This is a genomic window from Micromonospora sp. NPDC049203, from assembly GCF_043197215.1.
Lineage (GTDB): Bacteria > Actinomycetota > Actinomycetes > Mycobacteriales > Micromonosporaceae > Micromonospora.
On sequence record NZ_JBICSV010000002.1, the window covers coordinates 305,395 to 327,771 of the forward strand.

Below are 22,377 nucleotides of genomic sequence, written 5' to 3' on the forward strand. Positions count from 1 at the left end.
TTCGCCTGACGGCCCGTGGCACCGGGCGCGCGGGCGCGGTGCCGGCGTGACGGGCGCGGTTACGCTGCCGTCCATGCGAGACGTCGTCCGGGTCTGGATCGTCGCCGTCGCGGTGCCGGCGGACGAGCTGGCCCGCTACCGGGCGGTGCTCGACGCGGACGAGCGGCGCCGGGCCGCGCGGCTGGACACCGAGGCGCTGCGGCACCGGTTCACCGTCGCGCACGGCGCGCTGCGTCTCCTGGCCGGGCGGGCCACCGGCGCGGCACCGGCGACGCTGGCCTGGCGGCCGGGCCGGTACGGCAAACCGGCGCTGACCGGGCCGTGGGACGGCCTGCACACGAGCCTGTCGTACTCCGGCGATCTCGTGGCGGTCGCGTTGAGCGAGGGCCGGCCGGTGGGGGTGGACATCCAGCACGTCGCGCCGGGCGGGGATCCGGTGTCCGCGTCCCTGCGTCTCTTCCATCCGCAGGAGGCACGGCACGTCGCCGCCGGGGCCGACCACGCCGACCGGGCGCTGCGGTTCACCCGGCTGTGGGCCCGCAAGGAGGCGGCCGTCAAGGCGGCCGGGGGCCGGCTGTGGCCCAATCTCGGCATGCCGGTGCACCGGGGCGACGTGGTCGAGTGCGTCGAGCCGGCCGGCCCGCACCGGCTCGCCGACCTGCCCGCGCCCGCCGGGGTCGCGGTGGCTGTGGCGCTGGCCGGCGACGGGCCGTACGCCGTCGAGCGCCACTGCGGCGCCGGCGGGTGACGGTCGCGGTCAGCCCGCGGTGGCGCCGCACCCGTCCTCGCCGACACCGGCGAGCATGTCGGTGGTGGTGTGCGCCCGGATGCCGGGCGGCACCGGGTCGGCGAACCGCGCGACGACCGCGCGGACGTGGGTCTCGGCGGGCTCGGCCAGGCCGTCGTAGACGGCCACGAACACGTCCCGGGCCGCCCGGCGCGGCCACCCGGCCGGGAGCAGTTCCAGCGGCAGCCGCGGGTCGAGGGTGGGAAACCGCCGGTACGTGTCCATCACCTCGGTCCGCGCCCGCACGGCGGTGGCGCCGTCGACTGTGGCCAGACGTGACACCAGCGGGCTCCACCGGCGCAGGAACGCCTCGTACCGTCCGCTTATCGCGTCGACGTCCCAGGCGTCGACTGGGGCACGCTGGCCGATCGTGTCCAGCGCGTCCTGCCGACCCCGGAACACGGTGACCGCGCCGAGGGCGAGCTGGGCGAGCCGGGCCCGCGCGGGCGCGGCGAGCTCGTACGGCGAGATCCACAGCCCGTCGTAGAGCGGCGCGAAACCGAGCCAGCGCAACTGGCCGCGCAGCGCCCGGCGCTGCGCGCCGTGGTCCTGCGGCAGCGAGAAGGCGACGATGGTCCAGCAGCCGTCCCACGCCTGCACGTCGGTCGTGGAGGCGATGATCCAGTTCCCGCCGGCGGACAGGTACTCGGCGGCGGAGCGGCTGAGCCGGTAGAAGCTGTTGCGGCCCTGCCGGCTGCCCTCCAGGACACCGCGGCGGGCCAGCCGGCTGATCGCGGTACGGGCGCCGGCGCTCGTCACGCCGGCCTCGCCGAGCAGGGCGACGATCGCCGCGGACGGCAGGGCGGCCCGGGTTCGCAGCGTGTAGTCGGCGAGCAGGGTCACCGCGACGCTCTGCGGCGACGTGCCCGCCTGCCGCCGGGGCAGCCGCGCCGCGGGCCCCTCGTCCGGGTAGATCTCCTCGATGTCGAACGGGTCTGCCACGCGCGCTCCGGGCTCGGCTCAGGGACGGTGCACCGACTGTAGACGAACGCCGCCGCAGCTCATCGGAGTGCATCGATTGACACTTCAGCGTCCGGCGGGAACACTATGTGCCACACGACGGAGCCGGGCCGGGCGAGACACGTCAGTGGGCGAGACGCGGCAACCGCGGCGGTCCGGGCCGCCGACGCGGCGCGTACCCGCCCGTCACCGCCCGCACAGGGCGATCGAAGGAGATTCCGTGAGAATCAGAGCCAAGATGGTGGTGGCCCTGGCCGCGTCGCTGGCGGCGGCCGGCCTGGTGCTCCCCACCGTCCAACCCGCGTACGCGGCGTCGCTGGCCGAGGTGACCAGCTTCGGCGACAACCCCGGCCGGATGCGCATGCACGTCTACGTGCCGGACAACCGCCCGACCCGGCCGGCCACAGTGGTGGCCATGCACGGCTGCGGCGGATCCGGCCCCGGCTTCTACTCCGGCAGCGAGTTCGCCGGCCTGGCCGACCGGTACGGGTTCATCGTCATCTACCCCAGCGCCACCCAGCAGGCCGGCTTCGGCAACTGCTTCGACACCTGGTCCGACGCGGCCAAGCGCCGCGGCGGCGGCAGCGACCCGGTGTCGATCATCTCGATGATCCGCTACGTCCAGCAGCAGTACGGCGCGGACCCGGACCGGGTCTACGCCACCGGAAGCTCGTCCGGCGGCATGATGACCAACCACATGCTGGCGCTCTACCCGGACGTCTTCAAGGCCGGCGCGGCGTTCATGGGCGTGCCGTTCAACTGCTTCGCCGGCGCCGCCGACTATCCCCCCGGCTCCAGCCAGTGCACCGGCGGGAACATGAACCGCACCCCGCAGCAGTGGGGTGACGCGGTCCGCCAGGCGTACCCCGGCTACACCGGGCCCCGTCCCCGGGTGCAGTTGTGGCACGGCACCAACGACACGCTGGTGCCGTACTCGCTGCTCCAGGAGACGATCGAGCAGTGGACGAACGTGTTCGGGCTCAGCCAGACGCCCACGTCCACCGACACACCGCAGTCCGGCTGGAACCGGCGCCGCTACGCGGACAGCACCGGCACGGTCCAGGTCGAGGCGTACAGCATCCAGGGCGCCGGGCACAGCCTGCCGTCCGCCGGCATGGCCGCTGCCGCCGTGGCGTTCTTCGGCCTGACCACCACGCCCGGCCCGACCACGCCGCCGCCCGGCCCCACCACGCCCCCGCCCGGACCGACCACTCCCCCGCCGGGCCCGACCACCCCGCCGCCGGGTCCGACCACGCCCCCGCCCGGCACCGGCGCCTGCTCGGTGAGCATCGAGCTGAACGCCTGGAACAACGGGCTGACCGAGAACATCACCATCACCAACACCGGCTCGACCACGGTGAACGGCTGGTCGCTGACGTTCACGCTGCCCGGCGGCCAGACCATCACCTCGGGCTGGAACGCGTCCTACTCCCCCTCCTCGGGTCAGGTGACCGCGCGCAACGTCGGGTACAACGCGGTCATCCCGGCTCGCGGCTCGACCAGCATCGGGTTCCAGGCCACGCACACCGGCAACACCGGCCGGCCCGGCTCGTTCAGCCTCAACGGCGCGCCCTGCACGCTCGCCTGACCGGCGCTCCACACTCCGGCGTTCTTCCCACGGCGCCGGGGACGGCCCCGCGACCCGAGAGGTCGCGGGGCCGTCATCTACTCGGCCGGTGGCGCCGGTTCCGGCTCCCCGCCGCGACTGATCCGCAGGGTCAACACGTCGGTGCGTACAGTGATGTGGCCGTGGAACAGCGGTGCGCCGCCCGTCCCGTAACCGACCTGGGTCGCGGTGACCAGCGGGTGTCCGATCGCCACGCCGAGCCGCTCGGTGGCCTCCTCGTCGGCGAGCACCGCGGAGAGTTCGATCTCCGCCCGCCGCACCGGCATGCCGGTCGCGCTGGCCAGAAACTCGAACAGGTCCAGGTCGATGCTGAGCAACCCGGACGGGTCGAGGTCGCGGCCGTCGAAGCGCAGCGGCAGGTGGTCACGGATCCAGGCCGCCGGTACCCCGTCCACGGCGAAGAGCCGGTCGACCCGCCACACCGGCGAGTCCGGTTCCAGCCCGAGCACGCGGGCGCAGTCGGTCGGGCACTTCGCCCGGCTGACCCCCGCGTCCTGAAGCGTCGGACGGTGGCCCGAGGCGGTGATCCGGTCCCGAAGCGCGGTGACGTCCCCGATGGACACCGGCACCCGTTCGGCGTCGTCGTGCACGAAGGTGCCGATCCCCCAGGTCCGGGTCACCACCCCCTCGGCGACGAGTTGCCCCAGCACCTCGCGTACGGTCGCGCGACTGACCTCCAGACGCTCGGCCAGGTCCCGCTCGTTGGGCAGCTTCTCCCCCGACCGGAACTCGCTGCCGATCAACTGCCGAAGCCGGCCGTGCGCTGCCTGTAGCGCGGTCTCCCGCCGAGCCATCCGCCCTCACCTCATCACTGCCCGCCGCCGCGTCGGCGTACGGAGTGTAGTTCGTCCGCGTGCGCTCAGCCGATCACCGGGGCGGCCTCACCAGACCTGCTCCAGCACCCGGATGGTGTTGCCGCCGATCACCTTGGCGATCTCGTCGTCGGAGTAGTCGTGCGCCACCAGCCAGCCCACGATGTTCCCGAACGCCTCACCCGGATTCTCCAGTCCGGACACGTACTCCACCCGGGGGTGCTGCGGACGGTTGCCGGCGTCGTGGGCGTAGTTGCCGGCGTAGGTGTCGTGCACGCCCACGTGGTCGCCGAACATGGTGTCCGGGCCGAACGTGACATGGTCGATGCCGACCAGGTCCACGCAGTAGGTGAAGTGGTCCATCACCGACTCGATCGAGTGGCGCTGGTGCGCCTCGGAGAGAGTGGTGTGCGGGGCGGCCTCGATGCCGATCACGCCACCCCGCTCGGCACAGGCCCGGATCACCTCGTCCGGCTTCATCCGCGAGGTGTTCCAGACCGAGCGGGCACCGGCGTGGGTGATGAACACCGGCACCCGGCTGGCCTCGATCACATCCAGGCAGGTCTGGTCGCCGGAGTGCGAGATGTCGATGGCGATGCCGAGCTTGTTCATCCGGTCCACCGCCCGCCGGCCGAAGTGCGTCAACCCACCGTCGTGCTTCTCCGACAGGCCCCCACCGAGCATGTTCGCCTGGCTGTACGCGATGCCGAGCTGGCGTACGCCGAAGCCGTAGAGGATGTCGATCCGGTCCAGCTCGTTCTCGATCGGGCTGCTGCACTCCAGGCCCGCGACCAGGGCCAGCCGGCCGTCCCGCTTCGCGGCGTGGATGTCGTCCAGGGACGTGGCCAGGAAGACGTGGTCCTGCTTGTAGAGGTCACTCATCCGCATCCCGAGGGCGTAGACGAGGTCGTTCCACTTCCAGCCGTTCTCGCTCGTCACACAGGAGGCGCCGGCCATGAAGTTGTCGAAGACGGCGGTCAGGCCGGAGCGCGCCAGCCCTTCGTATCCGGTGCGCTGGCGGGCCGTGCGGTTGTAGGCCCGCAGCTCACTGACGTCGGCCGGCAGGACAACCGGATGCTCGTGCAGCGAGATGGCGGCGTGCTCGGTGAGCAGCCGCGTCACCCGCGCCCGCTGGACGTCGGTCAGGCCGAGGTCGTGCTCCGGCACCCGGCCGATCTCCTCGGCCAACGTGAACACCCGGTAGTCCGAGTGCGGCTCCAGGTACGAGTACGACCTGTGGCCCTTGTACCGGGGTGCGGGTTCTTGCAGCAAGACGCTTCTCCTTTGGCGATCGCCGGCCGTCACGCGGCCAGCGGGAAGTGGCAGGCAACCGGATGCGGCCCGGCGGCCAGCGTCGGCTCGGTGCTGGCACAGGCGTCGGTCGCCTGCCAGCAGCGGGTCCGGAAACGGCAGCCGGAGGGCGGATCGACCGGGCTGGGCGGGTCGCCGGCCAGCAGGATGCGCTGCCGCTGCCGCCGGCCGGCCGGGTCCGGCACCGGCACGGCCGACAGCAGCGCCCGGGTGTACGGGTGCCGGGGCGACTCGTAGAGGCTGGTCTCCGGGCCGGTCTCCACGAGCTTGCCCAGGTACATCACGGCGACCCGGTCGGAGATGTGGCGCACCACGGACAGGTCGTGGGCGATGAAGACGTACGCGACGCCGAGTTCCTCCTGGAGCCGCTCCAGGAGGTTGACCACCTGCGCCTGGACCGACACGTCCAGTGCGGAGACGGGCTCGTCGCAGACGATCACGTCGGGGTTCAACGCGAGCGCCCGGGCGATGCCGATGCGCTGACGCTGCCCGCCGGAGAACTGGTGCGGGTAGCGGTCCAGGTGCAGGCCGGGGTCGAGACCGACCAGGTCGAGCAGCTCCTTGATCCGCTCGACCCGGCGCCGGCGGTCAAGCACGTCCGGATGGATCTCGAACGGCTGGAGCAGGATCTCCCGGATCGTGCGGCGGGGGTTCAACGAGGTGTACGGGTCTTGAAGCACGATCTGGATCCGCCGGCGCAGGGCCCGCAGCTCCCGTCCCCTGGCCTGGTGCACCACTGACGTGCCGAAGCGCACCGCGCCGGAGGTGGGCTGCTCCAGCCCGACGAGCATGCGGGCCAGCGTGCTCTTGCCGCAGCCGGACTCGCCCACCACGCCGAGCGTCTCGCCCCGGCGCAGGTCGAAGGAGACGCCGTCGACGGCTTTGACCACGCCGCCGGAGGCGAACGGGACCCGCCCTTTGAGCGGGAAGTGCTTGACCAGGTTCTCGACCCGCAGCACGACCTCATCGGCGGGTGGCATCGAGCACCTCCTCGTGGTGGTGACAGGCGCTGGCCCGGTCGGCCGGCAGCGCCCGCAGCGGCGGCAAGACGACCCGGCACTCGTCGGTGGCCCGGTGACAACGCAGGTGGAACGGGCAGCCGGCGGGGAGCCGAGCCGGGTTGGGCGGAGCTCCGGGAATCGCGTAGAGCTGCTCGTCGCGCCGGTCCACCCGGGGCATCGAGTTGAGCAGCCCTTCGGTGTAGGGGTGCGCCGGACCGGCGAAGATCTGCTCGACGGTGCCCCGTTCGACGATCCGGCCGGCGTACATCACCGCCACGTCGTCGGCGACCTCGGCGACCACCCCCAGATCGTGGGTGATCAGCAGCAGGCCCATTCCGCTGTCCCGCTGGATCTCCGCGAGCAACTCCATCACCTGGGCCTGCACCGTCACGTCCAGCGCGGTGGTGGGCTCGTCCGCGATCAGCAGGTCCGGTTCCAGGGCGATCGCCAACGCGATCATGATGCGCTGGCGCATGCCGCCGGAGAACTGGTGCGGGTAGTCCCGGATCCGGTCCTTGGCCGCCGGGATCCGCACCCGGTCGACCAGTTCGACGGCGCGGCGCCGGGCGTCGGCCCGGGACATGCCCCGCCGGACCCGCAGCACCTCCACGATCTGGTGTCCGACGGTGAAGACCGGGTTGAGCGCGGCCATCGCGTCCTGGAAGACCATCCCGATCTCTTCGCCACTGACCCGCTCCCGCTGCTTGCGTGGCAGGGTCAGCAGCTCCCGGCCCCGCAGCTGGACCGAGCCGGTGACCGTCGCCGGCGGCACGTCGAGGATGCCCGTCACCGCCTGCGCGGTGACGCTCTTGCCGGAGCCGGACTCACCGAGGATGGCAAGGGTCTGGCCCGACTCGACCCGCAGCGACACCCCGTTCACCGCGTTCACCGGGCCGGTCGGGCCCGGGAACGCGACCCGCAGGTCGGCGATCTCCAGCAGGCTCATCGGAGCACTCCGGCCCGGCTGAGGAAGTCCCGCACCACCTGCTGGAACCGCTCCGGCTCCTCCAGCTGCGGCGAGTGGCCGGAGGACTCGAATACCACCAGCTCGCCGTGGGGCACCAGGTCCGCGATGACCTGAGAGGCGGCCACCGGCGTACGCCAGTCGTGCCGGCCCACGGTCACCAGGGTCGGGCACGTGATCGACGGCAGCTTCGGCTTCAGGTCGTAGCGGGGCATGTTCTGCCCGAAGGCGGCGTTGTGGGTGCGGTAGTGGAACCGGGTGGCGGCCAAACGCGCCTCGTCCTTGGCCGGGTCGTGCCGGTGGTCGTAGAGCGGCAGGATCGCTCGCCAGTACTCGCGCAACTGCTCGTTGCTCTCGAACCGGCCGGTGCCGATCCGGTCGATGACCCACTCCGGGATCACCGAACGGTCCGTGTTGCGGGCCCGCTCCACCGCCAGGTGGTCGTGCGCGGTGTCCGCGGCGGTGTCGCGCAGCACCAGCGCGGAGACCCGGTCCGGGTGGGCGATGGCGTACTCCATGGCGATGAACCCGCCGTACGAGCCGCCGGCCATGACGATGGTCTCGTAGCCGAAGTGCGCGCGGATGGCGTCCACGTCGGCCACCCACTGCTCGTGGGTGAACGGTCCGTCGTCGCTGGACTCGCCGGAGCCGCGGGCGTCGAAGACGATGACCCGCATCCGGTCGGCGAACGGGCCGAACGACCGCTTCGGCTCCTGGCGGGAACCGAGGCCCGGGGCGCCGTGGTGCACGATCATGGCCGGGCCGTCGACCGGGCCGAACGCCTCGACGACCAGTTCCGCTCCGTTGATTCTCATCGGATCCCCTCGATGATGTTGGATGCCAGGTCACGCGGGTACCGGGTGAGCCGGCGCGGGCCGTCGTCCTGCACCAGGACCGTGTCGGAGATGCGGTAGCCGGCGTGGCCGGGCACGTAGACGCCGGGCTCGCTCGACAGCAGCATCCCGGGGGCGAGCACGGTGTGGTCCCCGTCCTCGACCCAGGGCGCCTCGTGGTTCTGCAGCCCGATGCCGTGGCCCTGCCGGTGCCGGATGTAGTCGCCCAAGCCCCGGTCCCGCAGGACGTCCAGGCAGATCCGGTTGACCTCGGCGCAGGTACGCCCGGCGATCATCGCCTGGGTGCCCACCTCCTGCGCCTCCCGGTCGGCCTCGTAGTAGCGCACCTGCTCGGCGGTGGGCTCGCCGATGACGAACGTCCGTTCGCTCTCCACGAACCGGCTGGCCACCGCCGCGCCGAGGGAGAGGATCAGGGTGTCACCCGGCTGGAGCCGCCGACGGGTCGGCAGGCCGTGCGGCAGGGCGGAGTTCGGGCCGGCGTAGACCAGCCCGCCGGCCAGCTTGGTGGTGTAGACGACGAGGTCGTAATCGGCGTACATCCGGTCGGTGCCGTAGCCGATCACGTGCCGGGCGATCTCGTCCTCGCGCGGCAGCGGCCCGCCGGCGGCGAGCGCCTCCTCGATCAGGGCCCGTCCGGCGGCCAGCATCTCGTCGCAGATCCGCGCGGCGGCCTCGTGGAACGGGATCTCCTCGGGGAACTTGCGCAGCCGCAGCGCGGCGACCGCGTCCGTGGTCTCCAGGGTGGCCCCGCCGATGGCCCGGGACAGCGCCCGGAACGTGCCGACCGAAAGGCCCGCGCCCACGCCGATGCGGCGGACCGGACCGCCCGGGCGGGGCAACGCCGAGGCGAGCGTCTCCTCGGCGGTGACCACGCCCGGGTACTCGAAGTAGGTGACGGTCGGGACCGTCACGCCCTGCTGGGCCGCGTACTCCTCGTCGAGGCGCGGGATCACCAGCAGCGGATCCCCCGCACGCGGCAGCCAGAGATACACCGGACGTTCGGTGGCGATGTAGAAGAAGCCGCTGAGGAAGGCGACCTCCGCCGGCGAGGTGGCCAGGAACCCGTCCAGACCACGTTGTTCGAGCGCCTCGGCTAGCCGGCTTCGGACACTGTGGTAGAAGCTCTCGGGCAGTCGCATGGTCAGCCTCCGTTGCGACGGGGGTCGCGAGTGTCGTTGAACCGGGTTCCGGCGAGGGTCGCCGCCAGCACCAGGAACAAGATCGCCAGGGACGGGAAGAGCGTCTGCCACCAGGCGATCGCGATCGTGCCGCTGCGCTGGGCGTTGAGCAGGATCCGTCCCCAGGACCAGGCGTCCGGGTCGCCGAGGCCGAGGAAGCTCAGGCCCGCCTCGGAGATCACCGCCCGGGAGGCGGTGAGCAGCACGCTGACCACCATCAGCGAGACGACGGCGGGCAGGATCTCCCGGGTGACGATCCGCCAGCCGGTGGCCCCGAGCACCCGGGCGCCGTCGATGTAGGGCATCGCGCTGATCACCAGGCCCTGCGACCGGATCAGCCGGGCGACCTCGGGCCAGGCGAAGAACCCGATGATCAGGGTCAGCGTCGTGACGCTCGGGCTCACCACCGCCGCCAGCATGATCATCAGCGGCAGGGTGGGCAGCGCCAGCATCACGTCGGTGATCACCGTGGCGACCGCGTCGAACGGCCGGAAGTACGCAGCGGCCAGCCCGATCGCGGTGCCCAGCACGATGGCGAGCAGCGACGCGGCCAGGCCGATCACCATGCTGGTCCGGGTGCCCCAGACCACCTGGGCGAAGATGTCCTGCCCGAGGTCGTCGGTGCCGAACCAGTGCGCCCCGGAGGGGGGTTGCAGCACGTCCGCGCCGGCGCCGGCGGGCTCGTCGGCGATCAGCGGCGCGAAGATCGCCAGCAACGCCATCACGAGCAGCACCAGCACGGACAGCGCCACGACGGGCTGACGCAGGTAGCCGGAGAGGAAGGACCGCTTGGGCGCGGCCGGGGCCGGCGGCAGCGCCTGCTCGGTCAGCACGGGAGCACTCACTGCACCCTCCCTTCGGTGGCGGCGGACGGATCCGGGCGACGTGCCGCGACGCTGCGCGCGTTCACAGCCGGATCCGGGGGTTGAGGACCGCGTAGAGCATGTCGGTCAGGGCGTTGGCGATCACCACGGTGACGGCGAGCATGATGAACGCCCCCTGGATCACCGGGTAGTCCTGCTGCCCGACCGCCTCGTAGATCAGCCGGCCGACCCCGGGGTAGGCGAAGACCGTCTCGGTCAGCACCGCGCCGCCGACCAGGGTGCCCAGTTGCAGGCCCATCAGGGTCAGTGCCGGCAGGATCGCGTTACGCAGGCCGTGCTTCCATACCCGGCGCCGGGCCGAGAGACCACGCGCCTGCGCCGCGCGGATGTAGTCCTCACCGAGAACCTCGATCATGTTGGTGCGAAGGGTGAGCGCGTACGGGCCGAGCTGCACCAGGACCAGGGAGAGCACCGGAAGCACCAGGTGGTGGGCCAGGCTCAGGTAGGCCGCCGCGCCCCGGGTGTCCGGGTCGATCGCCCCACCGATCGGGAACCAGCCGAGCTGGGCGCCGAAGAAGACCAGCAGCAGGATCGCGACGCTGGGCACGAACAGCGCGTTCGCGCTGATCCCGAAGCCCTGCAACGCGCGGTCGAGCCACTTGCCACGGTTGACCGCGGCGGCCACGCCGATCGGGATACCGACGGCGACGGTCAGGACGAACGCGCTGCCGGCCAGCAGCAACGTCCAGGGCAGCCGGTCGAGGATGATGTCGGTGACCGGCTGGATCTGACGGAACGAGATGCCCAGGTTGCCCTGGACCAGCTCGCGCAGGTACGACACGTACTGCTCCCACAGCGGACGGTCCAGGCCGTACGTCTTGAGCAGCGCCGCCTGCATCTCCGGTGTCATGTCGCCCTCGACCATGAGGGTCGTGGGGTCCCCCGGCAGGAGCCGGAGCAGAAAGAACGTCGAAGTGATCGCGATCCACACGGTCAGGACGGCCTTCAATGCCCGGCTGAGCACGAAACGCGCCACGGGGGACCCCTCCTCTCCCTCTAGGTTGGGTGGGTTACTTGACCGGAGTGACCTGGGCCAGCGAGTACGCGGTCACCATGCCGAGCAGGTCCGACGGCGACGGGACGAAGCCGGTGAACTTGCTGGCGTTGTAGGCGAACTGGAAGTTCTCCACGTACAGCGGGGTCAGGTACGCCTGCTCGTGCACGACCTTGTCAATGTTCTTGATCTTGGTCTTGAACGCCTCCGCGTCGGTGGTGCCGGCCGCGTCGTTGATCAGCGCGTCCATCTCCGCCGACTCGAGCAGGTTGTAGTTGATGCCACCCGGGTTGCTGGACAGATAGGTGCTGCGCAGCTGGTCCATCGGGTTGTCGAAGACGCCCCACTGCGAGGCGTCGATGTCGTACTCGCCGTTCTTGGTGCGGGTGAGGAAGGTGTTCCGCTCCACGCACTCGTTCTCCAGCTTCACGCCGGCCTTGGCCGCGCTCTCCCGGAACAGCTGCACGACCCGGGTGATGTTGGCGTTGGACTGGTCGCACGCCACGCCGAACTTCAGCTCGTCGAAGAAGCCGTCGTTGTTGGCGTCCTTGTAGCCGGCCGCGCTCAGCTTGGCCTTCGCGGCCTGGGGGTCGAACGGGTACGGCTGCAGCTCGGTGTTGTCGTACTCGGAGAAGATCGGCGAGATCGGGCCGGCCATCTGCTGGCCGTCGCCCTGCAGCACGGCCGAGATGATCGCCTTGGTGTCGATCGCCATCGACAGCGCCTGCCGGACGTCCTGGTCGGCGAGGTACTTGTTCTTCATGTTGTAGGTCAGGTGCGCGAAGCCGAGGGCGCCGACCTTCTTCAGCTTGATCTTGTCGTCGTTCTCGAAGGTCTTCGCCGCCGAGACCGGCACCGGGGTGCCCATCATGTCGATGTCACCGTTGCGCAGCGCCAGCATCATGGTGTTCACGTCCGGGTAGACCCGGTACTCGACCTGGCTCACCGCGGCCTTGCCACCCGGCGCGAGCGGGTAGTGCTCGTTGCGCTTCATGACGTAGCGCTGGCCCTTGGTGATGCTGTCCAGGACGAACGGCCCGGCGCCGACCCAGTTGGAGTCGTTGGCGAACTTGGACAGGTCACCGGCCGGCTCGAAGATGTGCTTCGGCACGACCGACATCCAGAAGCCGACGCCCTCGGCGAACGGCGCGTACGGCTGGGAGAGCTTGAACTTGACGGTGGTGGCGTCCGGCGCCTCGACCGACTCGACCCAGGTCAGCTTCGCCGCGACGTTGCCGAGCTTGTACTTCATGATCGACTCGGCGGAGAACTTCACGTCCTCGGCGACCACCGGCTTGCCGTCGGTCCACTTGAAGTCGTCGCGCAGCACGAAGACGGCGGTCTTGCCGTCGTCCTCGTAGCGGTACTCCTTGGCCAGCTCCGGCGACTTCTTCGCGTTCTCGTCGATCCGCAGCAGGTGCGGGTACATCGCGTTGAGGATCCACGAGTCCGTCTTGCTCAGCGACTGGAGCGGGTTGAAGTTGCTCACGTCGGTGGTGGTGCCGATCCGCAGCACCGAGTCCGACGACGAGCCGCTGGAGGAGGAGGACCCATCCTCGTTCAGACCGCAGCCGGAGACACCGAGCGTGGCCGCCACGCCGAGCGCGACAGCGAGCCGCCACCGGCCCTTGACTGTCTTGTTCACCAAACCTCCTGAAGAACCCGGATGATGTTGCCGCCGATGACCTTGGCGATCTCGTCGTCGGAGTAACCGTGCGTGACCAGCCACCCGACGATGTTGCTGAAGCACTCCGCCGGGTTCTCCATGCCACTCACGTACGGAACCCGTGGGTGGTCCACCACGCCGTGGGCCTTTCCGATCGCCAGGTGCTGGGTGAAGCTGTCGTGCAGTCCGACGTGGTCACCGAAGTTGGTGTCCGGGCCGAACGCCACGTGGTCGATGCCGACCAGCTCCACGCAGTAGGTGAAGTGGTCCATCACCGACTCGATCGAGTGGTGCGGGTGGTCGCCCGAGAGGGTGGTGTGCGGAGCGGCCTCGATGCCGATCACGCCACCCCGCTCGGCACAGGCCCGGATCACCTCGTCCGGCTTCATCCGGGGGGTGTTCCAGACCGAGCGGGCACCGGCGTGGGTGATGAACACCGGTACCCGGCTGGCCTCGATCACGTCCAGCGACGTCTGGTCGCCGGAGTGCGAGATGTCGATGGCGATGCCGAGCTTGTTCATCCGGTCGACCGCCCGCCGGCCGAAGTGCGTCAGCCCGCCGTCGCGGTCCTCGGAGAGGCCGGAACCGAGCATGTTCGCCTGGCTGTACGCGATGCCCATCTGGCGTACGCCGAAGCCGTAGAGGATGTCGATCCGGTCCAGCTCGTTCTCGATCATCGTGGCTGCTTCCAGGCCGGCCACCAGGGCGATCTGCCCGTTGCGCTTGGCCTCGAAGATCTGTTCGAGCGTGGTCGCCACCACCACGTGGTCCTGCTTGGCGACGTCGGCGAAGCGCAGGCCGATGTCGTAGATGACGTCGTCCCACTTCCAGGCGTGCTCACTGGTCACGCAGCCGGTGCCGTTCATGAAGTTGTCGAAGACCGCGGTCATGCCGGACCGGGCCAGGCCCTCGAACCCGAAGGCGTTGCGGCCGGTCCGGTTGTAGTCGCGCAACTGCGTGACGTCGGCCGGCAGGATCTTCGGGTGCTCGTGGAGCGAGATCGCCATGTGCTCACGCAGCAACCGGGAGACCCGGGCTCGCTGCTCGTCGCTCAGGCCGAGGTCGTGCTCCGGCACCCGGCCGATCTGCGGCGCGAGCTCGAAGACCTTGTAGTCCACATGCGGCACCAGGTAGTCGAAGGACCGGTATCCGGCGTAGCGGGGGGCGGGTTCCTGCACTGGTCTACTCACCTCGTCAGCTAGAGGCATGAGGATCGAGGTCTGACCTCATGCCTCGTGGAACGTACCGAGCGCGACCACGGCACAGGAATACTCCGTGACCTTTCCGTTACCTAAATCGGGGAACATTCCCGCAGGTCGGGACAGGTATGGGCGCGCAGGGCCGCACAACGGAGCCAGGCCGGACCGAACGCCCGAGGCCGTCGCGCCGAACGGGTGAGCGACCGCGATCCACCCCAACCACCACCCACAAGCCTCCGGGTGGTCAGACCACTGAGCAATGGGCGGCACCCAGATCCGCAGAGACCCGCAACCGAGGCGCGTACGCCCCGGACCGACAAAACGTTGAACCGATCGGTTCAGTGTCCTACGGTGAACCTCGTGGTTCAGCAAGAGACGCTCGACCGGGTGTTCGCCAGCCTGGCCGACCCGACCCGGCGCGACATCCTGATCCGGCTCGGCGCAGGCCCGGCCACCATCACCGAGCTCACCGAGCCCACCGGGATGACCCTCACCGGCATGCGCAAGCACGTCCGCGCGCTGGAGGACGCGGGCCTCGTGGTGACGCGCAAGGTCGGCCGGTCCCGGCAGTGCCGGCTCAGCGAGGCACCGCTGGACTCGGCGATGGCCTGGATCGCCTTCTACCGACGGCTCTGGGCCCGTCGCCTCGACGGCCTCGACGCCTACCTCACACTCACCACGGAGGACCGCGACCATGACGCTCCACATGCGCGTGACACGACACCTTCCGGGCACCCCTGACGAGGCGTTCGACGCCTACACCGACGCCGGCAAACAGAAGATCTGGTTCGGCATCCTCGACGAGGAGCCCGGCATCGTGGAGATCGACGTCGACCTGCGGGTCGGCGGGAGACAGACCGCGATCTGGGGCCCCTCCCCCGACATGCTGTTCCGCGAGACGCAGACGTTCCTGGAGATCGACCGCCCGCACCGGCTGGTCACCGAGTCGACGGGCACCGGCCCGGACGGCACGACCATGACCACGCGCATCGAGGTCACCTTCGAGGCGCGCGACGGCGGCACGCTGATGACTGTGGTGCAGAGCGGCTTCCCCACCCCGCAACTGCGCGACTTCTTCGTCGGCGAGGTCTGGACGGGGGCGTTCGCCCGCATCGAGGCGTACCTGACCCGAGAGCACGCAGAGGAGACCTCCCGTGGCTGACCTGCCCCGAACCGCCGTCGTCGCCCTCGCCACCGCCGTCGCGGTGGTCGTCAACCTGATCGTGTACGCGATCGGCCGGGCGGCCGGCGGCAGCTTCCTGTTCACCGCCGACGACCGGCGGGTCGAGGTCGACGCGGTGACCGTCGCGGACTTCAGCGCGCTGCCGCTGGCGCTCGGGCTCACCGCCGTCGCCGTACTGGCGTCCCGGTACGCCTGGGTGGTCCGGGCGGCGCTGATCGTCGGCCCGGCGCTCGCGGTGCTCACGATCGCCACCATGACGCTGCCCGCCGGCCTGGACGCCACCAGCACGATCACGCTGGCCGCGTGCCACCTCACGCTCGCGCCGATCATCGTGGTCGCGGTAAGCGCCCTCGGCCGGCGCGCGCGTCGCGCCACCGCGGGCCCGGTGGCCGCCTGACGCCGGCGCGGCAGGGCGCGCGTCGCCGGCCCGTCACGGAGTGTGGCCGGGTAGACAACCACCACCACCATCTTGCCGACACCGCGTTGTTAACATAGCGACATGGTGTCGACAAGTTTGAGAGGTGGCGGCTGATGTTCCTGGCCATTCGCGAGCTGGGGTTCGCACGGCTGCGATTCGCCCTGATGGGGGCCGTGATCGCGCTGATCTCGGTGTTGATGGTGATGCTGTCCGGCCTGTCCGTCGGGCTGGTCCGTGACGGCGTCTCCGGCCTGCAGAACCTGCCGGTCACCTCGTTCGCCTTCGCCCACGGCGTGCAGCACGACTCGGCCTTCTCGCGCAGCGTGGTGGACGCCTCGGCGGTGGACACCTGGCGCGACCAGCCCGGCGTGGCGGAGGCGACCCCGTTCGGCAACACGCTCATCAACGGGCGCACCGACGGGGGCACCGAGGTCGACCTGGCGCTGTTCGGCGTCGAGACCGACTCGTTCCTGTCGCCCGCCGTCAGCGAGGGCGACCGCCTCGGCCCGGCGGACGGGATCGTGGTGAGCCCCACCGCCATCGACGCGGGCCTGCGCGTGGGCGACACCGTGACGGTGGACCGGCTCGGCACGCGGCTGCGCGTGGTCGGCGTCACCGAACAGCAGGACACCTTCGGCCACGTCGACGTGGCGTACGTGCCGCTGGCCACCTGGCAGGCGGTCAAGTCCGGCACCCCGGCCGGCGCGCAGGTGCCGGCGCAGGCGGCCCAGGAGATCACCGCCGTCGCGGTCCGCGCGGCCGACGGCGACTCGGTGAACCTGGCCGCGGGCGACAAGGCCGCGGGCACGGAGAGCCTGACCCTCGAGGAGTCCTACGGCGCCTCGCCGGGCTACACCGCCGAGACGACCACGCTCCAGTTGATCCAGGGCTTCCTCTACGCGATCTCGGCGCTCGTGGCCGGCGCGTTCTTCGCGGTCTGGGCGATCCAACGCAAGCAGGAGGTCGCGGTGCTGCGGGCACTCGGCGCCTCGACCCGCTGGGTGCTGCGCGACGCCCTCACCCAGGCGCTGATCCTGCTGGCCCTCGCCATCGCCGTCGGCATGGGGATCGGCCTCGGACTCGGCGCGCTGATCTCCGGCGGCAACGTGCCGTTCGCGCTGCACCCGCAGAGCATCGCCGCCGCCGCGGCCGGGCTGCTCGTGCTCGGCCTGGTCGGCGCGGCAGCCGCCGTCGTCCGCCTCACCTCCATCGACCCGGCGACCGCCCTGGGAGGCAACCGATGAGCAGCCGGACCACCCCGTCCCCCTCGACGCCGGGCACCGCCCCGGCCGAACTCGGCCTGGTCATGCGCGGCGTGCACCTTCGCCACGGCGACGGCGCGGAGACCGTGCACGCGCTCGACGACGTCGACCTGACCGTCACGCCGGGCGAGCTGGCCGCGATCGTCGGGCCGTCCGGCGCGGGCAAGTCCAGCCTGCTCGCCGTCGCCGGCGGGCTGGCCCGCCCCGACGAGGGCACCGTCACGGTGGCCGGGCACGACATGACCGTATCCAGCCGCCGGGCGCGCACCGAGCTGCGCCGCCGGCACGTCGGGTTCGTGTTCCAGTCGGGCAACCTGCTGCCCGCGCTGACCGCCGCCGACCAGCTGCGCCTGCCGCTTCGGCTGGGCGGGCGGCGGGAGCGGTCCGGACGCGACCCGCTGGAGATGCTCGCGCACGTCGGCCTGGCCGGCAAGGCCGACCGCCGGCCGCACCAGCTCTCCGGTGGCGAGCGCCAGCGGGTCGGTATCGCCCGGGCGCTGATGACCGAGCCCTCGGTGCTGCTGGTGGACGAGCCGACAGCGGCCCTGGACCGGGCCCGCAGCCACGACATCGTCCAGCTGCTCGCCCAGGAGGCGCGGGAGCGCTCGGTGGCGGTCGTGATGGTCACTCACGACCATGACGTGCTGCAATACTGTGACACCGTTTACGAGATGGTCGACGGCAAGCTCGCCGCGAGCTGAGCACGACGGCGGGGAACGACGCGGGCGGCGGACAGAGACGGGGAGGTCGGCGTGCCGAAGATCCAAGCCTCGACCGTTGCGGAACACCGGGCCGCGCAGCGGGCGGCGTTGCTCGACGCCGCCCGCGCCCTGCTCTCCGAGCACCCGGAGCGGATCCCGAGCCTCGCCGACGTGGCCCGGCACGCCGGGCTGGCCCGGTCCAGCGCGTACTCGTACTTCAAGTCCCGCACCGACATGTTCGACGTGCTGGTCGCCGACACCTTCCCCCGGTGGTCGGCCTTCGTCGAGGAGCAGATGGCCGAGGCCTGCACACCGGGGGCGAGGATCCTGGCGTACGTCGAGGCCAACCTGCAACTGGTCGCCCGGGGGGACCACGCGCTGGCCCGGGCGCTGGCGTCGGCGGGTGACAGCGAGGTGCTGGCGACCTCCAGCCGGCTGCTGCACGACAGCCTCGAAGCGCCGCTGCGCGCCGCGCTCACCGAGCACGGGGCCAGCGACCCGGACCGGATGGCCGAACTCGTCCAGTCCATCGTGTACACCCTCAGCCGGATGATCGAGAACGGGCTCGACCTGGCGGTCGCGACCGGTCTCGCCCGCGAGCTGCTCACGCCGTACCTGCGCCCGGACGCCGGCTGACCCGGAGCCCGCAGCCGGGCCGGCGGCGGGTGCGACGGGTGCCGGCCCGGCGCGGGTCAGGGCGTGCCGAGGGTGGCGCGGGCGGCCAGGATGTGCGCCCGCATCACCGAGCCGGCCCAGGCCCGGTCCCGCGCCTCGAACGCGTCGATCAGCTCCCGGTGGTGCGACATGCTGCGCGCCATCGCCGCCTCGTCGTAGCGGCGGAAGGTGCGGTTCACCAGCGGCGTCTGCACCACCGCCCCGAGCAGCGCGCTCAACCGCCGGTTCCGCCCGGCGCCGAGGATGATCTCGTGGAACTGCGCGTTGCAGACCGCGATCCGGTCCGCCCGGTCCCGGCGCTGGCCGGCCGCGTAGCCCTCCATCTCGGTGCACAGCTCACGCAGCCGGGCGATCTCCTCCGGCGTGATCCGGGTCGCGGCCAGCTCCGCGCCGTAGCCCTCCAGCAGGGCGCGCAGCTCGAAGATCTCCTCCAGGTCCTGCTCCCGCCAGGCCGGGACGGTGGCGCCCCGGTTGGCCTCCCAGTCCACCAGGCCCTCGGCGTGCAGCCGGCGCAGCGCCTCCCGCACGGGGGTACGGCTCACCCCCACCGCTGCGGCGAGATCCTCCTCGGAGAGCTTCTTCCCCGGCTCGTACGCCCCGCCGAGGATGCGCGTCTTGATCGACTCGTACGCCGACTGCGTGGCCCGGCCCATGCGTCCCCCTTTGTTCACCGATGGTGAACCTACATCGACGCGGTGGAACCGCCGTTGACGGCGTACTCCGAGCCGGTCACCTGCCGGGCCCGCTCCCCGGCGAGGAACAGCACCACCTCGGCGACGTCCTCCGGCTCGTTCATCCGGCCCAGCGGGAGCTTGCGCAGGTCACGCACGACGTGGTCGGCGGCGGCGGAGACGTCGATGCCCAGCCGGAGCGCGACCGACGCCAGGTAGGCGTCCATGGTCGCGGTCCGCGTCGGGCCGGGTGCGACGGTGTTCACCCGCACGCCCCGGGAGCCGTACTCCAGCGCCAGGCCCTTGGCGAGGCTGAGCAGCGCCGCCTTGCTGACCGCGTAGTCGAGCATGTGCGGCTTCGGGTGCCGCGCCGCCTCGGAGCCGATGTTGACCACGCTGCCGCCGCCCCGCTCGACCATGAGCGGCACGAGCGCGCGGCACAGGCGCACGCAGGACATCACGTTGACGTCCCAGGTGCGCTGCCAAGCCGCGTCGTCGATGTCGGTGAACGCGTCCCGGTACGGCGCGAGCGCCACGTTGTTGACGAGCACGTCAGCGCCGCCGTACCGGCTGGTCACCTCCCGCACGACGGCGGCGACGCCGGCCGGGGTGCCCAGGTCGGCGGTGACCGCGACCCCGGCGCAGGCGGACACGTCCAGGTCGGCGGAGAGCACCTCGGCGCCCTCGCCGGCCAGCCGGCGGGCGACGGCGAGCCCGATCCCCGATCCGGCGCCGGTGACGACGGCGACAGTGCCCCTCATCCGCTGCTCCCCTCGGCGCCGCCAGCGAGCACCTCGTCGTTGTGTTCGCCGAGCGTCGGCGCGAGCCGGCCGCGCGGCAGCGGCGAGGCCGACATGACGATCGGCGAGGCGATGCTGCGCAGCCGTCCGGCCACCGGGTGCTCGACCGTCGACACCAGGCCCGACTCGGCCGACTCCTCGTCGCGCAGGATCTCCTCGTAGCCGGCCAGCGGCGCGCACGGCACGTCGATCGCCGACAGCTCCGCCAGCCACTCGGCCGTGGTACGCCCGCGCAGCACCTCGGCGACCACCCGGTAGAGCCCGTCGGCGTTGGCGATCCGCTTGCCGACCGTGTCGTAGTCGGGATGGCGCAACAGGTCGGCGCGGCCGACCAGGGTGAGGAACCGTTCCCACTGCCGGCCGGTGTAGATCAGGACGCAGAGGTGCCCGTCGGCGGTGGCGTACGGGCGGCGGTTCGGCGCGGCGGTACGCGGGTAGCGCGGCGGCCCGGTCGGCGGGTCGAACGTCCAGCCGTCGAGCTGTTCGAGCAGGCCGAAGGCGACCATCGTGTCGAACATCGGCACCTCGACCCGCTGCCCCTCGCCGGTGGCGTCGCGGTGCCGCAGCGCGGCGAGCACGGCGGTGGACGCGGTGAGCCCGGTGATCTTGTCGGCGAGCGGCGTGACGACGTACCCGGGCTGGTCCTGGTTGACGCTCTGGAGCGCGGCGATCCCGGAGGCGCCCTGGATCACGTCGTCGTAGGCGGGCCGGTCGGCGTGCCGGCTGGTGCCGCGGAAGCCCGGGATCGCGCAGTAGACGATCGCCGGGTGCAGCGCGCGTACGTCGTCGTAGGTGAGCGCGAGCCGGGCCGCGGCGGCCGGGCGCATGTTGTGCACCAGCACGTCCACGGCCGGCACCAGCCGGTCGAAGGCGGCCCGGTCGGCGGGCGCCTTGAGGTCCAGCAGGACGCTCTTCTTGCCCCGGTTCATGTTGAGGAACACCGCCGCCATGCCGGGGGTGCGGGCGGCGCCGAGCTGGCGGGCGATGTCGCCGCCCGGCGCCTCCACCTTGATCACCTCGGCGCCCAGGTCGGCCAGCATCAGCGTGCAGTACGGGCCGGAGAACGTGCTGGTCAGGTCCAGCACCCGCAGTCCGGTCAGCGGCCCGGTCACGGGAACCCACCGGCCCGGCTCAGCACGCCCGGCAGTTCGGCGCCGAACACTTCGCCCAGCCACCTGGCGTTGCCGATCGCCGCGTCCAGCGACACCCCGGTACGCGTCCCGGAGCGTTCCAGCGCGTACACCACGTCCTCGGTGGCCACGTTGCCGGTGGCGGCCGGCGCGAACGGGCAGCCGCCGATGCCGCCGACGCTGGCGTCGATCGCCCGCGCCCCGGCCCCGACGGCGGCCAGGACGTTGGCCGTGCCCAGGTTGCGGGTGTTGTGGAAGTGCCCGCGCAGGCTCGCGCCGGTGCGGTCCCGTACGGCGGTGAACAGGCGCTCCACCTGCGACGGCACGGCGACGCCGATGGTGTCGGCCAGCGCCACCTCGTCCGGCGCCACCGGTGCCAGGTCGTCCACGACGCGCAGCACGCGCCCCGCGGGCGTCTCGCCCTCGAACGGGCAGCCGAACGCGGCCCCGACCGTCACCGACGTGCGCAGCCCCTGCTCGCGGGCGCGGGGCAGCAGCCGCCGCACCTGCGCCACCGCCTCGGCGGTGGACGTGCCCTGGTTGCGCCGGCAGAACGTGTCGGTGGCGACGACCACGAAGTTGACCTCGGTGACGCCGGCCGCGACCGCCCGGTCCAGGCCGCGCCCGTTCATCACCAGGCCGATCGAGGCCAGGCCCGGCTCGTCGCGGACCAGTGCCATCACCGCGTCGGCGTCGGCGAGCTTCGGCACCTTCGCCGGGTTGACGAAGCTCGTCACCTCGACGCGCCGGCTGCCCGCCGCGACCGCGCGGCGTACCAGTTCGGCCTTCTGCCCGGTGGTCAGCTCCGCCGGGTGGTTCTGCAGGCCGTCCCGGGGGCCCACCTCGACGATCTCGACGTTCAAGACAGCGCCTTCAGTCCGGCCTGCGCGACCTCCATGTCCTGCGTGTAGTGGCCGCCGCTGACCCCGATGCCGCCGACCAGCACGTCGTCGACCTTCACCGGATAGCCGCCGCCGAAGGTCACCAGCCGGTCGATCGCGGGCGGGGCGCCCATCGCCAGCGGGCCGTCGTCCTTGATGAAGTCGTACCAGCCGTCGCTGCTGAGCCCGAAACCCACCGCCGTGTACGCCTTGTCCTGCGCCAGCTGCACGCTCACCAGCGGCGCGCCGTCCATCCGCTCGTACGCCTTGAGCACCCCGCTCTCGTCGCACACGGCGACGGTGACCGCGAAGCCCATCTCCTCGGCCCGGGCGACGGCGGCGGCCACCATCGCCCGCGCGGCCGGCCCGGAGATCGAGCGCTTCTTCACCACGTACGGGTTCTTCGCCATGACTGCCTC

The 22,377-nt window shown here is 71.6% G+C and carries 24 protein-coding genes; 8 read left to right on the top strand and 16 right to left on the bottom strand.

The window, feature by feature from the left end:
* The first annotated feature begins 73 nt into the window (after positions 1-73).
* Positions 74-748 carry a 4'-phosphopantetheinyl transferase superfamily protein gene (locus ACGFIA_RS06005; protein ID WP_357382935.1) on the top strand — a complete coding sequence of 225 codons (675 nt, stop codon included), beginning with the start codon at positions 74-76 and terminating at the stop codon, positions 746-748.
* Between the two features lie 9 nt (positions 749-757).
* Here ACGFIA_RS06005 and ACGFIA_RS06010 read toward each other — a convergent pair whose 3' ends face one another.
* Positions 758-1,729, bottom strand: coding sequence for a PaaX family transcriptional regulator C-terminal domain-containing protein (locus ACGFIA_RS06010; RefSeq protein WP_357382933.1), 972 nt, complete (start codon positions 1,727-1,729; stop codon positions 758-760).
* A 238-nt stretch (positions 1,730-1,967) separates the two neighbouring features.
* On the opposite strand from ACGFIA_RS06010, the gene ACGFIA_RS06015 reads away from it, so the two are divergent.
* Entirely contained in the window at positions 1,968-3,335 is a 1,368-nt protein-coding gene (locus tag ACGFIA_RS06015; protein ID WP_357382931.1) for a PHB depolymerase family esterase, read from the top strand.
* A gap of 77 nt (positions 3,336-3,412) precedes the next feature.
* Here the strand turns inward: ACGFIA_RS06015 and ACGFIA_RS06020 are convergent, their stop codons facing one another.
* The 10 genes from ACGFIA_RS06020 to ACGFIA_RS06065 all read right to left on the bottom strand — a co-directional run bounded on the left by ACGFIA_RS06020 (position 3,413) and on the right by ACGFIA_RS06065 (position 14,216).
* Complete coding sequence (locus tag ACGFIA_RS06020; RefSeq protein ID WP_357382929.1) at positions 3,413-4,168, bottom strand: GntR family transcriptional regulator; 756 nt, start codon at positions 4,166-4,168, stop codon at positions 3,413-3,415.
* 87 nt (positions 4,169-4,255) lie between these two features.
* Complete coding sequence (locus ACGFIA_RS06025) at positions 4,256-5,458, bottom strand: membrane dipeptidase (protein ID WP_357382927.1); 1,203 nt, start codon at positions 5,456-5,458, stop codon at positions 4,256-4,258.
* 29 nt (positions 5,459-5,487) lie between these two features.
* A complete protein-coding gene (locus ACGFIA_RS06030) occupies positions 5,488-6,477 on the bottom strand; it encodes a dipeptide ABC transporter ATP-binding protein (RefSeq protein ID WP_357382925.1) in 990 nt (329 codons plus the stop codon).
* Positions 6,461-7,444 (bottom strand): ABC transporter ATP-binding protein, encoded by a 984-nt coding sequence (locus ACGFIA_RS06035; RefSeq protein WP_357382923.1) that lies wholly within the window; start codon positions 7,442-7,444, stop codon positions 6,461-6,463. The genes ACGFIA_RS06030 and ACGFIA_RS06035 overlap by 17 nt, the downstream gene beginning before the upstream one ends.
* A complete protein-coding gene (locus ACGFIA_RS06040) occupies positions 7,441-8,277 on the bottom strand; it encodes an alpha/beta hydrolase (RefSeq protein WP_357382921.1) in 837 nt (278 codons plus the stop codon). Before ACGFIA_RS06040 ends, ACGFIA_RS06035 begins: the two co-directional genes overlap by 4 nt.
* The gene (locus ACGFIA_RS06045; protein WP_357382919.1) at positions 8,274-9,455 is read right to left on the bottom strand and encodes a Xaa-Pro peptidase family protein; all 1,182 of its coding nucleotides are present in this window, start codon (positions 9,453-9,455) and stop codon (positions 8,274-8,276) included. Before ACGFIA_RS06045 ends, ACGFIA_RS06040 begins: the two co-directional genes overlap by 4 nt.
* 2 nt (positions 9,456-9,457) lie before the next feature.
* A complete protein-coding gene (locus tag ACGFIA_RS06050; protein ID WP_262011951.1) occupies positions 9,458-10,339 on the bottom strand; it encodes an ABC transporter permease in 882 nt (293 codons plus the stop codon).
* Between the two features lie 61 nt (positions 10,340-10,400).
* Positions 10,401-11,354 carry an ABC transporter permease gene (locus ACGFIA_RS06055; protein ID WP_043323238.1) on the bottom strand — a complete coding sequence of 318 codons (954 nt, stop codon included), beginning with the start codon at positions 11,352-11,354 and terminating at the stop codon, positions 10,401-10,403.
* Between the two features lie 34 nt (positions 11,355-11,388).
* Positions 11,389-13,017, bottom strand: a complete 1,629-nt coding sequence (locus ACGFIA_RS06060) for an ABC transporter substrate-binding protein (protein ID WP_357382916.1) — start codon at positions 13,015-13,017, stop codon at positions 11,389-11,391.
* A complete protein-coding gene (locus ACGFIA_RS06065; RefSeq protein WP_357382914.1) occupies positions 13,014-14,216 on the bottom strand; it encodes a membrane dipeptidase in 1,203 nt (400 codons plus the stop codon). The genes ACGFIA_RS06060 and ACGFIA_RS06065 overlap by 4 nt, the downstream gene beginning before the upstream one ends.
* Before the next feature lie 381 nt (positions 14,217-14,597).
* Here ACGFIA_RS06065 and ACGFIA_RS06070 point away from each other — a divergent pair, with 381 nt between their 5' ends.
* The 6 genes from ACGFIA_RS06070 to ACGFIA_RS06095 all read left to right on the top strand — a co-directional run bounded on the left by ACGFIA_RS06070 (position 14,598) and on the right by ACGFIA_RS06095 (position 18,437).
* Positions 14,598-14,978 (top strand): metalloregulator ArsR/SmtB family transcription factor, encoded by a 381-nt coding sequence (locus ACGFIA_RS06070; protein WP_357382912.1) that lies wholly within the window; start codon positions 14,598-14,600, stop codon positions 14,976-14,978.
* Entirely contained in the window at positions 14,932-15,399 is a 468-nt protein-coding gene (locus ACGFIA_RS06075; RefSeq protein ID WP_357382910.1) for an SRPBCC domain-containing protein, read from the top strand. Before ACGFIA_RS06070 ends, ACGFIA_RS06075 begins: the two co-directional genes overlap by 47 nt.
* Positions 15,392-15,817 carry a DUF6069 family protein gene (locus ACGFIA_RS06080; RefSeq protein WP_357382908.1) on the top strand — a complete coding sequence of 142 codons (426 nt, stop codon included), beginning with the start codon at positions 15,392-15,394 and terminating at the stop codon, positions 15,815-15,817. Before ACGFIA_RS06075 ends, ACGFIA_RS06080 begins: the two co-directional genes overlap by 8 nt.
* 134 nt (positions 15,818-15,951) lie before the next feature.
* Positions 15,952-17,082 (top strand): ABC transporter permease, encoded by a 1,131-nt coding sequence (locus tag ACGFIA_RS06085; RefSeq protein ID WP_357382906.1) that lies wholly within the window; start codon positions 15,952-15,954, stop codon positions 17,080-17,082.
* The gene (locus ACGFIA_RS06090; RefSeq protein WP_357382904.1) at positions 17,079-17,801 is read left to right on the top strand and encodes an ABC transporter ATP-binding protein; all 723 of its coding nucleotides are present in this window, start codon (positions 17,079-17,081) and stop codon (positions 17,799-17,801) included. The genes ACGFIA_RS06085 and ACGFIA_RS06090 overlap by 4 nt, the downstream gene beginning before the upstream one ends.
* A gap of 51 nt (positions 17,802-17,852) precedes the next feature.
* Positions 17,853-18,437, top strand: coding sequence for a TetR/AcrR family transcriptional regulator (locus ACGFIA_RS06095; protein WP_357382902.1), 585 nt, complete (start codon positions 17,853-17,855; stop codon positions 18,435-18,437).
* Positions 18,438-18,493: 56 nt separating this feature from the next.
* On the opposite strand, the gene ACGFIA_RS06100 is transcribed toward ACGFIA_RS06095, so the two are convergent.
* Genes ACGFIA_RS06100 through ACGFIA_RS06120 form a run of 5 tightly spaced genes read right to left on the bottom strand, consistent with a single transcriptional unit; the run spans position 18,494 to position 22,368 of the window.
* On the bottom strand, positions 18,494-19,129 hold the full coding sequence (locus tag ACGFIA_RS06100) for a GntR family transcriptional regulator (protein WP_357382900.1): 636 nt from the start codon (positions 19,127-19,129) through the stop codon (positions 18,494-18,496).
* Positions 19,130-19,158: 29 nt separating this feature from the next.
* Entirely contained in the window at positions 19,159-19,908 is a 750-nt protein-coding gene (locus tag ACGFIA_RS06105; protein WP_357467839.1) for an SDR family oxidoreductase, read from the bottom strand.
* On the bottom strand, positions 19,905-21,059 hold the full coding sequence (locus ACGFIA_RS06110; RefSeq protein WP_357382896.1) for a CoA transferase: 1,155 nt from the start codon (positions 21,057-21,059) through the stop codon (positions 19,905-19,907). Before ACGFIA_RS06110 ends, ACGFIA_RS06105 begins: the two co-directional genes overlap by 4 nt.
* A complete protein-coding gene (locus ACGFIA_RS06115; RefSeq protein ID WP_357382894.1) occupies positions 21,056-21,940 on the bottom strand; it encodes a hydroxymethylglutaryl-CoA lyase in 885 nt (294 codons plus the stop codon). The genes ACGFIA_RS06110 and ACGFIA_RS06115 overlap by 4 nt, the downstream gene beginning before the upstream one ends.
* Complete coding sequence (locus ACGFIA_RS06120) at positions 21,937-22,368, bottom strand: heme-binding protein (protein WP_357382891.1); 432 nt, start codon at positions 22,366-22,368, stop codon at positions 21,937-21,939. Before ACGFIA_RS06120 ends, ACGFIA_RS06115 begins: the two co-directional genes overlap by 4 nt.
* Positions 22,369-22,377 lie beyond the last annotated feature (9 nt).

Bases quoted from the DNA above. Each gene is read 5' to 3' on its own strand.
- ACGFIA_RS06030 (WP_357382925.1), bottom strand. From the start codon at position 6,477: ATGCCACCCGCCGATGAGGTCGTGCTGCGGGTCGAGAACCTGGTCAAG.
- ACGFIA_RS06005 (WP_357382935.1), top strand. From the start codon at position 74: ATGCGAGACGTCGTCCGGGTCTGGATCGTCGCCGTCGCGGTGCCGGCG.
- ACGFIA_RS06120 (WP_357382891.1), bottom strand. From the start codon at position 22,368: ATGGCGAAGAACCCGTACGTGGTGAAGAAGCGCTCGATCTCCGGGCCG.
- ACGFIA_RS06075 (WP_357382910.1), top strand. From the start codon at position 14,932: ATGACGCTCCACATGCGCGTGACACGACACCTTCCGGGCACCCCTGAC.
- ACGFIA_RS06020 (WP_357382929.1), bottom strand. From the start codon at position 4,168: ATGGCTCGGCGGGAGACCGCGCTACAGGCAGCGCACGGCCGGCTTCGG.
- ACGFIA_RS06040 (WP_357382921.1), bottom strand. From the start codon at position 8,277: ATGAGAATCAACGGAGCGGAACTGGTCGTCGAGGCGTTCGGCCCGGTC.
- ACGFIA_RS06090 (WP_357382904.1), top strand. From the start codon at position 17,079: ATGAGCAGCCGGACCACCCCGTCCCCCTCGACGCCGGGCACCGCCCCG.
- ACGFIA_RS06045 (WP_357382919.1), bottom strand. From the start codon at position 9,455: ATGCGACTGCCCGAGAGCTTCTACCACAGTGTCCGAAGCCGGCTAGCC.
- ACGFIA_RS06035 (WP_357382923.1), bottom strand. From the start codon at position 7,444: ATGAGCCTGCTGGAGATCGCCGACCTGCGGGTCGCGTTCCCGGGCCCG.
- ACGFIA_RS06100 (WP_357382900.1), bottom strand. From the start codon at position 19,129: ATGGGCCGGGCCACGCAGTCGGCGTACGAGTCGATCAAGACGCGCATC.
- ACGFIA_RS06105 (WP_357467839.1), bottom strand. From the start codon at position 19,908: ATGAGGGGCACTGTCGCCGTCGTCACCGGCGCCGGATCGGGGATCGGG.
- ACGFIA_RS06085 (WP_357382906.1), top strand. From the start codon at position 15,952: ATGTTCCTGGCCATTCGCGAGCTGGGGTTCGCACGGCTGCGATTCGCC.